This window comes from Flavobacterium pectinovorum (assembly GCF_900142715.1).
Lineage (GTDB): Bacteria > Bacteroidota > Bacteroidia > Flavobacteriales > Flavobacteriaceae > Flavobacterium > Flavobacterium pectinovorum.
This window is the reverse complement of sequence record NZ_FRBX01000004.1, coordinates 461,096-475,296: the sequence shown is the minus strand read 5'-3', so window position 1 is coordinate 475,296 and position 14,201 is coordinate 461,096. Positions and strand designations below refer to the sequence as shown.

The window sequence follows — 14,201 nt, the reverse complement described above, 5'->3', positions numbered from 1 at the left end:
AATGAATTTGTCAATTTGGGTATGGCTAGATATAAAAATGAAACTGCATTAAAAACTTTAGGTTTAAGAATTAAAGCTTATAGAATCAAGGCTCAACTGGAGATTTTAGATCTAGCTGTAATGACTGGTTTTAGTTATAATGCCATTTCTGATATAGAAAATGGATCTGAGACCTCCATTTCCTATTTCATAGAAGTATGTTTTGCTCTAGGAATTCATCCAAAAGAGATGATGGATATAGAATTTGAAGTTAAATCTAAAAATTCTCTTACTCCTGATAGGATGGAAAAATCCAGATTAACTCAAAGAATTAGAGCATTAATACAGAGTGGATATTTTAAAGATCCAAGGTCAACTAGCGACGTTACTAAAAATCTGACAGAAATTTATAAATTAGATTTCGAATCTAAAAATGTTTCTGTGATATTGGCAAGGTTTGCCACAACCAACACTTTAATTGCTACTAAGAAAGGAATTAGAAATCTCTACAGTGCTAAATAGTAAAATTCAAGAATATTCTAAAAAAGATGCCTAGGCATCTTTTTTTGTGTCCAATTAAACTAAAAACAGGTATTTATACGCATACCTTTTCATCAGAAAATGAAGTATTTTGCAATCTTTAATCAAGGTTACGGAAAACCGTAAAAAAAGAAAAAAACTGTTTTGTAGATTTGGTTCTTAAACACTGGAATTAAAAACCTAGACGCAAAAGACATGCATTGGAAATCAAAAAATAAAATTCAAAGGGACACCACAAAATTATATCTAACGGAACTAAAGGGCGATGAGAAAATGGCCCGTGAGATTCGACTACAGTTAGGAAAGAAAGAATATGTTTTATTCGATTTAGAAACTGAATTTCCTGCAAAAATCGAATATATAAGTCTCACCAATGGAGGTTTTAATTATACGCCGGGGCAGGGAGACCAAATTATAATCTACGGGAAAAGCAAAGTTCTTAATATCCTGGAAAATTCAAAAAAGTCTGACATAATAAATTCACAGACCGTGGATGAATTAATTTCCATGATTAACGAAATGACAAACTTAGCATTTTCATAGAAGTAACTGGTATAGTGTTTATTACTTGTTAAAAATAAATGCATTTTTTTGTAAATTCGTTTATTGGTTATTAGAACTCAGCGTTCATTATTAATAGAATCAATACTCGGAAACGTAGTGTACTTATAAAGGAGATCATATGAATAGAGATAATGCTGTCCTTATTATTTTCGGTGTTTTAGCGCTGGTTATAGGAATTGCCCTTAAACTCTTTATTGGCAGAAGGAGATTCTATCGTCGAAATTCTTTGGGAGGAGAAGGTTTTAAAAATTATAGAAGTTCCCTGCTGACCCCTTTTTGGGAGAATCTGCTAACCCTTGCAGGCGGTCTTCTTGTCTTTCTAGGAATAATAGCTCTTGCATTTGCTAAGTGGATGCTCTAATAACAACTAAACGACAACTTATGAAGTTTCAAATAATTGATGAAAATAACCTGGGTAATAAAAGGTTTGTAGTAAAGATTCAGCTTTTGCCTGAAAACATGACTGAAGCAAATTCAATTCGTAATATAGAAGCAGGCACTGCTGACGATAACGAACGAGTAACTGTAACTAACTTTCTGCACTTTGTCCTATCACAAAAAAATTATTCTCCCATAGGATCACTCGACCAGCAGGGAGAAATTTTCACAATTAGTGCTTTCAAAAATTAGAAAGCATCTGCGAATTCAAAATCGTGAATTCATATTTAAATTTTATTCATTCCAATAAAAACATACATCAAAATAATGGCTAATAATTTGACACTAGATAAAACCCTGGATTTCTTCAGAGCATTCAAAGGCGATGAAATTACATTTGAAACCTCACATTGCGGGAACTATACGGATTTACATTCTGAAATACATGGGGTCGGGCCTACATCACTAAGAGTAAAAGTCAACCCTAGCTATATAAATCCTGATTGTGTAGATAAAGACAACATGATGGATGTTTCTATTGATTCAATTAGAACGGTTCTGAGTAAAAACACTCCCATTGAACTATATGAGATAGATGGCAAAATAGAGACATTACGTGGGTTTATCTTAAAGAATAAAATGTATTTCACACCTTCAGAGCAAATGGCTTTAGAAAATTTATTAAGAAAGATGGAGTTATTTTACAGTGAGGTTCTTCTTGAAGGAAATATAGATTCCGAAGAGGAAGAGAAAGAAATTGAAAGAAACAGATTCAAATCCTTATTCTTAAATTTATAATATAAACTATCCGCCAGTAAAGTAGCTTTAAGTTTTAAAGTAAGGCCGTTTTACTGCAAAATTTATTATGGAGGAGAAAACAAAGTATACTTACACCAGCAGTTTTCGTTTACAGGCGCAACGTTAACAGAAATATGGAAGTATTCACGCAAAACATTGAGCAGGTTATTCTTGAACACTTTGATAAGGCAAAGAGTTCAATAACAATTGTTGTCGCTTGGTTTACCAATAAAAGAATAATATCAAAATTAATTGATTTAAAGAAATTCAAAAATCTGGATATTCAGATTTTGGTTGATAACAATGATGTCAACCAAAAGTACTTCTTTGATTTACATCTGGACAATCTTGAAGAAAGCGGGATTGAGGTGAGGCGTCAGCACATTTCAAAATTTAACCACAACAAGTTTTCGATTATAGACAACGAGACATTTATTACAGGATCCTACAATTATACAAATAAGGCCAATCAAAATTTTGAAAATATCGTTGTTGAAACAGATACTCGCATTGCAGGCTTCTATACGAGAATTTTTAAATTCTTCACCGATAAAAATTACATTGATCCAAATGTAGAAGTGCTGTCTGAAAATTTTGAGTTTGCTAACAAACTCATATCAACGTACCATCCTTTTTCTCAAAAATTATTTTTGAAGTTAAAAGACCAAATTAATTTGGGCTATTGCTTTACTCATGAAAATGGCCTTTACAACGAAATAAGTTATGAGCCTGGTCTGATCTTCAACCCAAAATTTAAGCTACACAAGGAACTAATTTACACGATTAGTGATAAAAAGTCTAAAGGGTATCCAGATTTGAATTCTAATTTATCCCAGGAATTTGATCTGCCTATCACAAAAGGACTTATTCTAAATTATCAATTAAGCGAGATCAATAACTTCAATTATCAGACTCTTCAGGAAATTGCTAATTTCGACAGCGAAAAAATTGACTACGAAAGTTTTGCCAATGACGTTGAAAGCAATGAAATTGCACTCACGAATTATTATACAAGAAAATTCAAAACTATCTATACCAGCCAGGAACTTCGCGAGATATTACTAAAGAATATTAACATTGTAATTGAAGATTATATCTGGGTAAATAATTTCGCACCTTTTTTGAATGAAACTACCATTGAAAATATTTATAAGAAAGAAAATTGATGTTAAGTGAGTGAGCAGCTATCTGAATCAAGGATGTTAGTGGCCGCATTATCGGAGCCCAAAGAAATTTTTGATGCACTAAAGGCAGTTTTTCCAATATTGAATGATAATAACTTATAGATAATAAATAATATATACACTAACTGGCATATGTCATAAAACCTCTACAACTATATATGGAAAATAAATCCCCCTGGTTAAAAGTGCTGTCTCATTTTGACGGCAAAGGCTATTTCAGCAATGGCCTGACTATTCCTTTTCTGCTTGGAGCAACGTCAATAATTTCACCGGAAGATGAGATAATGTCTGTGGAAGAATTTGTATCTGAAATTATTGATGAATCCCTGCCGATAAAAATTTCAATCCAGAGCTGCGGGAATATAGGAGAGTATGTAATCGGTATTTTCGATAAAGAATCGCCAGCTGAACTTTACACAAATTTTGGAAACCTCTATATAACAGACAATTCATTTTCTAAAATAGATACTATTGATACAATTAGAAAAGTGCTGGTAGATGATTACCAAAATAAGATTGATGATGGCTTATTTTCAATCAACGACCGAGAATGGGGAAATTATTCCCAAAAGGACAAGGACCGCCTGGCAGAATTGAAATAAGTACTATTTACTTCCACCTTAAAAAACAAAAATATAATTATGACGATAGAAGAAAAATATGATCAGGATCTGCACGGAGGAAAAGAAATCGATGGACTTTTAAGATATAATAGTCACTACAGGGGACAAGAAGATGACGGCTCTACCACCGTGAAATTTGACAATGGAAATTTTTATGTCATTGAAGATGGAAAAATTACCCAGCATATCGACGGCAAGGATGAATACTTTATAAATGATCATATTGTAGATGCAATTTATAAATTCATTGATTTGAACCCCCTGATGTCGAAAAATTACACCTACAGTGACTATAACGCACAAGACGAGATCGATTTTTATACAAAAGAGAAAACGTCAGCCACGGAAAGCCGTGGCATGTTGATCAGACTTGTAATAAATCGGGAATCAAAAAATATTGAAATCTCAAACATCCTGATAGATCCCAGCCTGCAGCATAACGGCTTTGGGAAAAAAATTATAAGGGAAATATTCATAATAGCCTCCAAACATAATTACAGGTTGTTTTTAGTTCAAATGGTGCCTGGATTTTATAAGCGGATGGTCAACAGAGGAGCTGAAATTATAGAGTTTGAAGAAATCGTTGAAATTACTGCCGCTACATCCTTAGAAGACAAAAAGTAGAATCAGTTCAAAACAGGCAATAAATACATTATGAAAGTACAATTTACAAAGAAACTTACCCAGAATAATTTCCCGGAAATGAAGTTGGCACTCAAAGAAAGACCAGACAACCTGAATGTTGAATCTTTGAGTAATGAGAAAAAAATAGTCTTGGAAAAATTCCAATACAAACAGCATCTCTTAACACAAATTGGTGATTTCACAAATCTAAGTGAAATGGCTGCTGAGACCAGAAAACTCTGGCATCCAAACCAAACATTAAAAGTATTCTTTTTTGGAAGCGATAAGGCAAAAGACCAAAGAGTACTCCAGTACGCCTCGATCTGGAGCGAGCACTGCAGCATAAAATTTGAAAGAACAGATAATAGAGATGAAGCTCAAATAAGGGTTGGCTACGATGCGACGGGAAGCTGGTCCTATATTGGCACAGATGCACTGGGTGTTGATAAACGTGAAGCAACCATAAACTTTGGCTGGCTCAGCGACAGCCTGCCTGAACCGGAATACAAGCAGGTCGTACTACACGAATTCGGACATGCATTAGGACTGATCCACGAGCACCAAAGCCCGGATATAAAAATGGACTGGGACAAAGATGTAGTGTATAATTATTATGCTTTTACACATGGCTGGTCAAAAGCAGATGTTGATAAAAATGTTTTTCAGGAATATGATAAAACCACAATCCGATATTCCGAAGTGGATAGAGATTCCATAATGGGATATTATCTTCCGCCAGAATTTACAAAAAACAAACAATCATTTCCTTTTAATTATGATCTTTCCGCAACAGATAAAAAATATATAGGTGAGCTGTACCCTGAATTGCTCCATTCATAAGATGAAAACAAAACAAGATATACAAATTTTAGTTTATACATGGTCAAGAAAATAATATGGAAAACCTGAACAAACTTCATGATTTGACCCTAAAAATTAAATCAATAATCCGTACCGTTGAATTCAGGGAAAATGATGTCCGTAAGGCATACTTTGAGAACCTGTACTCCATTATCAACGAGTTTTATCATGGCAAAATATTCTTTAAGATCAGCCAGGAAATAAAAAACAGAACCATAAAATTTGATTCAAGCATTTTGGAACTGCAGCCTCACGTAACTAGAATTTATGAAATAGCTGATCATGAGCTGCTTTCAGGGGCTTACCATAATGAGTTAAACAGAAAGCTGTTTGTAGATACATTTACCAATTTTGAAACAACACTCTCATTTTGTTTTGAAGATATTGTTACGGATGCAGATTTAGAAGGTATGGTAAAGGACTTAAATTCTAAAATCCTCAGATTATGTCAAAATTTGTCAGATGAAGAAAAAATGCACCTATTAGCTGAATTAAAGAAAAACACCTTTATTCCCCTTTCCAGAAAATTCAGATATCTATCCAAGCTTAATAAGGATTGCTATCCTGAAGATGCAAAGAGCGATTTAGAATTTATCGAGTTCTGTTCAAAGCTCAGAAACTGCGTTTCCCATTCAGCAGGCTATTACAAGGGGAAAGATTATGTTTACAAGTTTGATCGCATTACCTTTATTTTTAAGAACGGTGAATTTTTGGAAATGCAAGGAGAGAATGATTATGTCTTTCTAAAAATCAATGAACGTCTGACCAATATAATGTATGCACTTTGCAACTGCCTGAAACATGTCGACTTTATAAAATATCCTGACGATGGATTTTAGATTATTAATTCGTCTTCATTCAGCAAAAGTTAAAACCAAAACTTTTGCCTAACGTCATGCAGCTATCCTAAATAAATGATAAATGAACAGTTTAGATAAGATTTACAACCATACTTTTACATTGGAAATTGGAGATGACCTAACCCCGAAGGATATCGACAAAGAGAATTATACCGAATTGGAATATTACGTAAATAATACCCAATTTTATTTTGTCCACTTTTTATCACTTCTATCCCAGCTGGATAATGCGGTGGGACTTTTAAGCAATTTCGGCTATAATCAAAAAAATAAAATAAGCAGAGGAGATCATCTGACATACAATGTCGAAAATTATATGATAAGGGTTATATCTGTAACCGACCGATTGCTTCAATTGATCAATATGGTATATTATTTAAAAGTCGATGAAAGCAAGGTCAATTATAAAAGAGTTATAGGCCACGCCCAAATTAAAGACTCAACTCTGGAAACTTTATATACGGAGCTTCGACAAATTCTTAGTCAATATCACAACGACAGGAATTCAGTTGTTCACAGACATTCTTTCATCAATAAGGAGGTGTATAGGCTGCAGGCATTGTACCATCCAATTCTGACCGAGCGATTTATCGCAAGGAACCCGCCCGAAGAAGTGAAAAAATTGAAATATGTACGATCTCAGGCATTAATAAAGTATACCGATAAGATAAAATTGCAATTTAGAGAAACTAATGATGCGTGCTTTGAGAAGATTTTGGAGATGTTAGACATATTATATCAAGAGTATAATTCGAATAAAGGAAAATTGTAATGATAACAAAACAGCCATTTCAAAATTATTCGCTATTATCTTCCTTTTTTAATTCCTCGATAAAATACTTTGGCGTTATTTCCGTAGAAGCAAGAAAAGCTTTAACAAACCTTCGGGTGGAGCTAAACCCAGCCTCTTCTGCCAAAGCATCATGGGTGTAGTTTTGTAGTACTTTTTCATTTCTAATTCGTTCTGCAATATATTCTACCTTGAGCTGATTGATGTATTCAGGGAATTTCTTCTTTCTATGCTTGTAAATGATCTGGGATAAATACCTTGTGTTCGTTTTAAAATACCCTGCCAGCTTGGTAAGGTTTAGATCTTTTTCCAGAAATTTCCGGCTATTTTCAAATTTATTCAAATTATTGAGTACCGCTGCTTCGGCGTCTTTGCTCATTGGAAGATCTGCATCTTCCCCAGAAGGAATCTTGGCCCTATGCATCTGTTCAATTTTCTGAAGTAGTTCTTCATATTTATTCCTAGCATCCTTTCGTCTTTTAAAATAGCATAATATCCACTGGGTCAAAAGCAGAAACATCACCACAATTATAGTCAGATATATACTATCATTATATTGTCGCGCATTTAGAGAACCTTTAAGCCGGTTCTGTTCTGCTACCAGCTGCTTGGTATCATATTCCTTACGAACCTTACCCTGAAGGTACGTATAGGTACGGTGTAATTTCTTGTCTACTTCCAGTAACTTCTCTACATAGAACAGCTGCTTTCCCAGCATATTTTTGTCTTTGTAGTAAGTGATCATAAGCTCATATGCTTCCCTAAGGTCGGGACGCATAAAATCCCGCTTTAAATATATTTGGTCAACTTTCTCAAAATACGGAAGTGCCTTTTCCCTTTCATTGAGGCCCCAATAGCTTTTACCGATATAAAAGTAGCCTACCATTTCATTTGAGAAATCTTTGTTTGCGCGGATGCCAGCGAGTGAAGATTGCATTTTTTCAATTCCCAGAGCATAGTTATGAATCATGCTTTGATTTACCCCCTCAGAAAGTATGAAGTAGGATTCCATTTCAGTGTTTCCAATTTTGCTTCCTTCCTCTATTCCTTTTTGATTAATCGTTGTACAAAGTCCGTGATTGCCAACCATTTTATAGCATACAGCCAGTGAATGCAGCGAGTTAAGGTATGCCCTAACATCAGCTTCCTGAAAGTACCCAATGCATTCCTGAAAAATGGCGACTGCCTCATCGTAGTAGCCCAAGTATAGCTTTATTTGCCCAATATGATATTTTGTCTTGTATATAAGGTACTTGTCATCTGTTTTTTCAATGTATTTGTCGGCGATCAAATAAATATCCATAGCCTCCGAAAGGCGTTTTTGTCCATAGAAGGCAATGCCTTTAGATAGGTATGCCGAACCGATAATATCATTGCGATCAGATCTTTTAGCCGCCACGACCATACTGTCGGCATAAATGAGTTTCTCTTTAATCGGCGCGTAGTGAACGTAATTCTTGTAGGCATTAGATAATTCTTCCCAGTTTTTCTCGGATCTGGCTTTTATCAAAAATGCACGCATGTATATCGCCCTTTGCTCATTACTGATGCCATGATTTTCTATACGATCGAATAGATAGTCAAAATCTGTGCCTTTCAAAGAATCAGGCAGTTGCTGGATATGCTCTTGTGCTTTAATACACTGAATAAAGCACAGAGATATGAGAAGTGAAAATCTCAATATCATAGGCTGGGTTTAAGGTGTTTCCATTGACTTGAAACCCATTTTAATACGAAAGTATCAGAACAAGATCTTGGGGTGAGCTCAATGGTTGTGAATAGATCAAAGATAGTTTAAAAACAGATAAAACCTACAAGAACTCCACAAAATAAGATGTGTACATTTTCTGAAAATTGCTAGTCAATAATCTGCAAATGTGCAGAATAACATTTGCAGAGCATGATTAATCCCAATAGTTTTGCTTCTGAATTCAAAGCATAGAATCTGGATGTGATCCACAAATCGTTCAGCTTTCCCCGGGTGAAAAATGAACTGAAGAAAAAAAGTAATCAGTCACATTTAACACGACGCAAACATGAAAAATTTAAAAGTCTGGCTGGCATTCCTGCCGCTGCTCGCTGTTGCCTGTACATCAGAATCTGCAAGCGAAGCAACAACATCACACTTAAAAACAAGCGCAAAAACAACAACAATTGGACCGGCAAATCCGGCAAATCCTTTCGATCTAGCCGGGAGCATCCACAATGAAATTTTGGAGAGTCTTGATGGTATGGATTTTAATCCTCAGTCCGCTGCGGATGTCGCAAATGCCGTCGATTCAATTTCGTCCCTTTACCCCGAACTGGTAACTCTAGGCGGCAATTCATCATTAGCTGCCAGGCTAGATGAAATCAATTTGCTTGTCAGTTGTGAAGATCCTCTTGAACAGGTATTCACAGCATCAAGTTTGGAAGCCAGTGCAAGGGACAGCTTTTCGACATTTGTAAGCTCACTGTTATTATCTGCGGATTCTCCGTACGAAGATATCCGCACATCGATCGTCTCTTATGAGGCGTTTGTTCTTGACAGTTCAGAATTCACCAGCGAAGACAAACGCATAATTCTGACTACCACCTCGGTTGTCAGATATTCTGCAAGCAGGAAAAAAAGGAAAGATAAAGATTGGGAGACCTCAGTTACGAGTATTGCCGCAACAGTTCTAGGTGCAGAAGAATGCCTGGCGCTGGGACTTAAAATGGGTGTAACGGTTGGTTTGTGCCAAAATGAAAATGTTTCGCAATGAGGTGTATAGATCATAGACTGATCCGCTATGAGCGTCAGATCGCCATTGTTCTTGGCCTTTTGCTGCTGTGTGTTAATTTGGGCAGCCTTTATTACGTTATTGAGCTAATGAGCTACGACGAAATAGTTGGCTATCAGTCAGACGGAATCTTGAAGTCTTCCGATCCTCGGGATTTTACCTATCCTTTTCTAATTATTACGCTTTTGAACATATTATATGTGTTTACCGTTCTCTGCGCGTGGTTTCATAAAAAAAACTGACGAGCGGATCAAAGACAAGTATGGTGTGCTTGCAATTTTGTCAAACCAAATACTGATTATATTGGAAAATCAACAACACAGGCTATGGCAGAAGGATTTAAAAGTGCTCTACCTTGAAGATTTTAAATCAATCAAGGCATTAAAGATACATTTAAATCCGGAGTGGTTTTCTCTGATTGTTATAGTATCGGGCACAATTACCTTTAAAGATAGTTCATCCACTATCTTTCTCCCGGCAAGTGCCCTTTATACCATCCCCGTTAGCGCTAAAGTTTGGGCAGTGGCGGCTCCACTGCAAATCTGCCTGATCTCCTGTACTATGGATTTTGCAACTCAAAACAGGGTGACAAGATTTGGAAATGCCTTTATGAAAACATTGACCAATAGATCACCTTTTGTAATTTCACTTACGGAATCTGAATTAAAAGATATAGTAAGGCTGTTTGGACTGCTGAAGAAAAAGGCTTCCAGGCAGCCTTCTATTTTTCAGGCAGAAATAGTTGTGTTGTGCGTTAACCTGATTCTCTGTGAATATTGCGACCTTTCTCAGAAATACGGAGGAAATATTGCAGTGGTGCATGGCCGAAGCGAAAAAATTGTCATTGGCTTTATTACCCTTGTCGAAAACCATTGTAAAGAACATCATGATGTAAAGTTCTATGCAGACGCTTTGTTTGTCACTGAGGGCCACCTCCGGAAAGTCGTTCGTGTCGTCATAGGAAAATCTGCCAAACATTTTATAGAGATGGCCATAATATCAGAAGCGTACCTATTGTTGGCAGACAGCAATCTTTCCATTACCGAAATAGCTGAAGAGCTCAACTTTAGCAATTCCCAGTCCTTCAGTGGCTTTTTTAAAAGGCATACTACACTATCACCCACCCGATATCGCTTAACCCTATATTTCAATTAATACGTTTACAGTAATTGTAAATCTTAATCCGTAATATCTTTTACAAGATGGTTTTGCTTGTCCAATATTCCAACTAAAATCTACATCACATACCCGTCATTAGACAGCATATTTAAAAAAGTCAGAAGTTTTTTGTAAAAGATAGTGCATAAAATCAAAGTGCTATGCAATCACTCAATACAATCATTGCGCAAATCCGTACCAAGGAAGATCAGGTTTCGCAGCAAACTGCAAATTTAATTGATGAGGCCTATCAGATGACGCTTTACTTAGAAGATCTTCTCCAGACCACACAGGACTATATCTTAAAAAAAGGCTTTAGAGACATTGCGGAGGAAATAGAATTCTTCCGTGATATAAAACCTCAGATTTTAGGGCAGCTGATTTACTACAACAAGGTATTTAGGATCGAAACACTTTGCCCTGTGAAGGATGGCAAGATGTATCAGAAATTTTATATGAGGCAGCTTCAGGAGCTAAAGATTGACTTTGAAAAACATATCTGCGGTTCGCATTTTTACCGCTACTATAAGTCAGGAAGAAGTGATCGTGATGAAGAATATTTCCTGCGTGGAAACATCAATTACAGGGACGGACTAAACAGCTACGTTTTTGAATTAGACCAACGCTTCTCTACTTACTATGATTCTAAACTAGCCAGGATTTTGGCAAATGAACTTATTTACAACTACCTTTTAACAAAGATAAATGTTGAAGAATCTTCAGGCTCGTTTCTACAAAATTCTGAATCAAACAAAGATATTTTCTGGACGGACTCAAAAAATGCACTCATAGAACTTATTTATGCCCTTTATGCTTCGGGTGTAATATCGCATGGTAAGATAGGAATTCGTAAAATAACGTTAGTTTTCCAAATACTCTTCCGTGTACCACTTGGAGATATTCATCATTCCTTCCACAGGATGAAGGACAGAGCTGGTACAAGAACCTCATTTCTGGACCACCTTAAGCTCTCACTGGAGCAGTACATGGATAAGGGTCTGTAATATATAATCCCCCTTACTTTAGGCAGTGGTGAAAACACTGCTTTTTTTGTACCCATACGTGCCCATTGGCAAATCAGATTATCGGTAAAAATTACTCTGATAAACCACTTTGCCAGGAACTTATTTAATGCCTATAGTTGTATTTCAATCAATAAATATTGTCCTGCCCATTGGCACACCTTGGCGGATGAAATAATTTCCATGTACCAATTTTGCTGTACTCAACTTAAAATTTTGGTTATGAATCTGGACAGAATAGAATTTACGGCATGGATGGAACGCATAATGGAACGATTAGACATCCTAATGGAATTGATAGGCAGAACCAACCAGCATACTGCTGTAGATGGTGAGGAACTGCTGGACAACCAGGATATTTTGCAGATGCTCAAGATAAGTGCAAGATCGTTGCAAAGATACCGCTCGTTAGGACGACTGCCTTATTATACAATCAGCGGGAAAATTTACTATAAACTCTCAGATATACATCAGTTCGTCAGGGAAAGTTTTACCGCTCCTGTACCTCAAAAAAAGCCAGCAAATGACAAATAACGCCAGTTGGTGCCATTTAACACCATGAAGTAAAGACCTGTTCTACTTTCGGGATTGAATTTAAAATATTTATACTATGAGTGAACAAATTTTAGAAAAAACGCAATCTCCCGAACAACTATCAGAGATATTATTGGTGCTGGATAAAGAGAAAATGAAAATCATGGCTGTAAAGGGCATTGACGAAAATGGAAAACTTGAAACTGTTGAACCTACAAAGAAAAACCAGAACCAGTTCATGCGGGTAGATAAGCAAGGGGATTTATTTTCCAACTTCTTTTCCAATTTTTTCAGCCAGCTTAAGAACCCTACCAATTTTTCCTTCTTCAAAATTCCTGTACCATTGACTGTTAATCTTGTAAAAGAAATGCAGAAGCATGTAGATCAACCAACCCCTGAAGGTGATAAGCTAATGAAGCAGCACGAAGTGAAGACAGAACCAGAAAATAAATATAAACAAGAAAATACAAATACTATGGAATCAACGCAGAGCACACCGGATAAAAATGAATATAAGTACAAACCGGAACAGATTGATTGGGAAACCATGAACAACTTGGGATTAAGTAAAGAGAAACTTGAAAAAATGAACCTGCTTGATCCGCTGCTAAAAGGTTACAAAACAAATGAGCTTGTACCTGTAAGCCTAAACCTTGGAACAGCAGTTACAAGAATGGATGCCCGATTATCATTACAATCGAATGACGATGGGCAGGTCGTAGTTGCCATTCATGGAATTCGCAAAGAGCCCAACCTGAACTTTGAATTTTTTGGGCATAGCTTCAGCCAGGCAGATAAGAACAACCTGCTTGAAACAGGTAATATGGGGCGTGTAGTGAATCTGGTCAATTCAAAAAATCCAAACGAGACCATTCCCTCCATTATCAGTGTGGACAGACTCACCAATGAACTGGTGGCATTACGTACTGAGTTTATCAAAATCCCTGACGAGCTCAAAGGTGTAAAACTTAATGAGGAGCAGAAGCAAACCTTAATAGAGGGCAAGCCGCTTTATTTAGAAGGTATGATCTCCAAGAAAGGAACTCAGTTCGATGCGACTGTACAATTCAATGCCGACAAGCGTTTTGTAGAGTTCCAGTTCGACAGGAACAACTTTAACAAACAAGCACAGGACACCCAGCAAAACCAATCGCAAGAAGTTCCGAAAACTTTTAGGGACAAAGAGCTGGATAAAGCGCAATACGAAAAGTTTAAAGATGGCCAGACGGTATATGTTAGTGGCTTGGTCGATAAGAAGGGAAAGGAATATAACGGTTATATCACTTTCAACAAGCAAACCAATAAAACGGATTTCTCTTTCCAAAATCCGGACAAAGTTAAAGAACAGGCCAAACCTACTGAAGCACATAAGACCCAAACCGCAGTCAATTCAGAAGGCAAAACCAATGAGGCAACCAAGAATATCAAAGAGCCCCTGGAGTCCGGCCAAGCAAATCCCAACAACAGAAAGCAACAGGAAGAACAGGAAGCACCTGCCAAATCGAAAGGACGTAAAATGTAAGA

At 36.4% G+C, this 14,201-nt stretch carries 17 protein-coding genes; 16 read left to right on the top strand and 1 reads right to left on the bottom strand.

Translation table 11 applies throughout. The features are described 5' to 3' along the window. Positions 1-21 precede the first annotated feature (21 nt). From BUE22_RS15900 to BUE22_RS15850, 11 genes are all read left to right on the top strand, one after another. Positions 22-501 (top strand): helix-turn-helix domain-containing protein, encoded by a 480-nt coding sequence (locus tag BUE22_RS15900; RefSeq protein ID WP_073396348.1) that lies wholly within the window; start codon positions 22-24, stop codon positions 499-501. Positions 502-714: 213 nt separating this feature from the next. Further along, a complete protein-coding gene (locus tag BUE22_RS15895; protein ID WP_073396345.1) occupies positions 715-1,062 on the top strand; it encodes a hypothetical protein in 348 nt (115 codons plus the stop codon). A gap of 139 nt (positions 1,063-1,201) precedes the next feature. After that, positions 1,202-1,444, top strand: a complete 243-nt coding sequence (locus BUE22_RS15890) for a hypothetical protein (protein ID WP_073396342.1) — start codon at positions 1,202-1,204, stop codon at positions 1,442-1,444. A gap of 20 nt (positions 1,445-1,464) precedes the next feature. Then, a complete protein-coding gene (locus BUE22_RS15885; protein ID WP_124020479.1) occupies positions 1,465-1,713 on the top strand; it encodes a hypothetical protein in 249 nt (82 codons plus the stop codon). A 75-nt stretch (positions 1,714-1,788) separates the two neighbouring features. Then, entirely contained in the window at positions 1,789-2,259 is a 471-nt protein-coding gene (locus BUE22_RS15880; RefSeq protein ID WP_026726926.1) for a hypothetical protein, read from the top strand. A 134-nt stretch (positions 2,260-2,393) separates the two neighbouring features. Then, positions 2,394-3,425 (top strand): phospholipase D-like domain-containing protein, encoded by a 1,032-nt coding sequence (locus tag BUE22_RS15875; RefSeq protein WP_073396340.1) that lies wholly within the window; start codon positions 2,394-2,396, stop codon positions 3,423-3,425. 176 nt (positions 3,426-3,601) lie between these two features. Next, positions 3,602-4,045 carry a hypothetical protein gene (locus BUE22_RS15870; RefSeq protein WP_073396338.1) on the top strand — a complete coding sequence of 148 codons (444 nt, stop codon included), beginning with the start codon at positions 3,602-3,604 and terminating at the stop codon, positions 4,043-4,045. Positions 4,046-4,084: 39 nt separating this feature from the next. After that, on the top strand, positions 4,085-4,690 hold the full coding sequence (locus BUE22_RS15865) for a GNAT family N-acetyltransferase (RefSeq protein ID WP_073396336.1): 606 nt from the start codon (positions 4,085-4,087) through the stop codon (positions 4,688-4,690). A 30-nt stretch (positions 4,691-4,720) separates the two neighbouring features. After that, on the top strand, positions 4,721-5,530 hold the full coding sequence (locus BUE22_RS15860; protein WP_084540269.1) for a M12 family metallopeptidase: 810 nt from the start codon (positions 4,721-4,723) through the stop codon (positions 5,528-5,530). Between the two features lie 56 nt (positions 5,531-5,586). Beyond that, complete coding sequence (locus BUE22_RS15855) at positions 5,587-6,390, top strand: hypothetical protein (protein ID WP_073396334.1); 804 nt, start codon at positions 5,587-5,589, stop codon at positions 6,388-6,390. Positions 6,391-6,472: 82 nt separating this feature from the next. Then, on the top strand, positions 6,473-7,183 hold the full coding sequence (locus BUE22_RS15850; RefSeq protein ID WP_073396332.1) for a Cthe_2314 family HEPN domain-containing protein: 711 nt from the start codon (positions 6,473-6,475) through the stop codon (positions 7,181-7,183). A 25-nt stretch (positions 7,184-7,208) separates the two neighbouring features. Here BUE22_RS15850 and BUE22_RS15845 read toward each other — a convergent pair whose 3' ends face one another. Next, a complete protein-coding gene (locus BUE22_RS15845) occupies positions 7,209-8,888 on the bottom strand; it encodes a helix-turn-helix transcriptional regulator (protein WP_073396330.1) in 1,680 nt (559 codons plus the stop codon). 349 nt (positions 8,889-9,237) lie between these two features. Between BUE22_RS15845 and BUE22_RS15840 the strand changes: the two genes are divergently transcribed. The 5 genes from BUE22_RS15840 to BUE22_RS15820 all read left to right on the top strand — a co-directional run bounded on the left by BUE22_RS15840 (position 9,238) and on the right by BUE22_RS15820 (position 14,199). Next, the gene (locus BUE22_RS15840) at positions 9,238-9,945 is read left to right on the top strand and encodes a hypothetical protein (protein WP_073396328.1); all 708 of its coding nucleotides are present in this window, start codon (positions 9,238-9,240) and stop codon (positions 9,943-9,945) included. A gap of 321 nt (positions 9,946-10,266) precedes the next feature. Continuing rightward, positions 10,267-11,118: a helix-turn-helix domain-containing protein gene (locus BUE22_RS15835; RefSeq protein WP_159438480.1), complete on the top strand. Its 852-nt coding sequence runs from the start codon at positions 10,267-10,269 to the stop codon at positions 11,116-11,118. Between the two features lie 164 nt (positions 11,119-11,282). Next, the gene (locus tag BUE22_RS15830) at positions 11,283-12,125 is read left to right on the top strand and encodes an RteC domain-containing protein (protein ID WP_073396324.1); all 843 of its coding nucleotides are present in this window, start codon (positions 11,283-11,285) and stop codon (positions 12,123-12,125) included. A 240-nt stretch (positions 12,126-12,365) separates the two neighbouring features. Then, positions 12,366-12,677, top strand: coding sequence for a helix-turn-helix domain-containing protein (locus BUE22_RS15825; protein WP_073396322.1), 312 nt, complete (start codon positions 12,366-12,368; stop codon positions 12,675-12,677). A 76-nt stretch (positions 12,678-12,753) separates the two neighbouring features. Beyond that, the gene (locus tag BUE22_RS15820; protein WP_073396320.1) at positions 12,754-14,199 is read left to right on the top strand and encodes a DUF3945 domain-containing protein; all 1,446 of its coding nucleotides are present in this window, start codon (positions 12,754-12,756) and stop codon (positions 14,197-14,199) included. Positions 14,200-14,201: the final 2 nt, after the last annotated feature.

What these genes read in the sequence shown, in the direction of transcription:
- BUE22_RS15900 (WP_073396348.1), top strand. Translation starts at nt 22, where the DNA reads ATGGCTAGATATAAAAATGAAACTGCATTAAAAACTTTAGGTTTAAGA.
- BUE22_RS15895 (WP_073396345.1), top strand. Translation starts at nt 715, where the DNA reads ATGCATTGGAAATCAAAAAATAAAATTCAAAGGGACACCACAAAATTA.
- BUE22_RS15890 (WP_073396342.1), top strand. Translation starts at nt 1,202, where the DNA reads ATGAATAGAGATAATGCTGTCCTTATTATTTTCGGTGTTTTAGCGCTG.
- BUE22_RS15885 (WP_124020479.1), top strand. Translation starts at nt 1,465, where the DNA reads ATGAAGTTTCAAATAATTGATGAAAATAACCTGGGTAATAAAAGGTTT.
- BUE22_RS15880 (WP_026726926.1), top strand. Translation starts at nt 1,789, where the DNA reads ATGGCTAATAATTTGACACTAGATAAAACCCTGGATTTCTTCAGAGCA.
- BUE22_RS15875 (WP_073396340.1), top strand. Translation starts at nt 2,394, where the DNA reads ATGGAAGTATTCACGCAAAACATTGAGCAGGTTATTCTTGAACACTTT.
- BUE22_RS15870 (WP_073396338.1), top strand. Translation starts at nt 3,602, where the DNA reads ATGGAAAATAAATCCCCCTGGTTAAAAGTGCTGTCTCATTTTGACGGC.
- BUE22_RS15865 (WP_073396336.1), top strand. Translation starts at nt 4,085, where the DNA reads ATGACGATAGAAGAAAAATATGATCAGGATCTGCACGGAGGAAAAGAA.
- BUE22_RS15860 (WP_084540269.1), top strand. Translation starts at nt 4,721, where the DNA reads ATGAAAGTACAATTTACAAAGAAACTTACCCAGAATAATTTCCCGGAA.
- BUE22_RS15855 (WP_073396334.1), top strand. Translation starts at nt 5,587, where the DNA reads ATGGAAAACCTGAACAAACTTCATGATTTGACCCTAAAAATTAAATCA.
- BUE22_RS15850 (WP_073396332.1), top strand. Translation starts at nt 6,473, where the DNA reads ATGAACAGTTTAGATAAGATTTACAACCATACTTTTACATTGGAAATT.
- BUE22_RS15845 (WP_073396330.1), bottom strand. Translation starts at nt 8,888, where the DNA reads ATGATATTGAGATTTTCACTTCTCATATCTCTGTGCTTTATTCAGTGT.
- BUE22_RS15840 (WP_073396328.1), top strand. Translation starts at nt 9,238, where the DNA reads ATGAAAAATTTAAAAGTCTGGCTGGCATTCCTGCCGCTGCTCGCTGTT.
- BUE22_RS15830 (WP_073396324.1), top strand. Translation starts at nt 11,283, where the DNA reads ATGCAATCACTCAATACAATCATTGCGCAAATCCGTACCAAGGAAGAT.
- BUE22_RS15825 (WP_073396322.1), top strand. Translation starts at nt 12,366, where the DNA reads ATGAATCTGGACAGAATAGAATTTACGGCATGGATGGAACGCATAATG.
- BUE22_RS15820 (WP_073396320.1), top strand. Translation starts at nt 12,754, where the DNA reads ATGAGTGAACAAATTTTAGAAAAAACGCAATCTCCCGAACAACTATCA.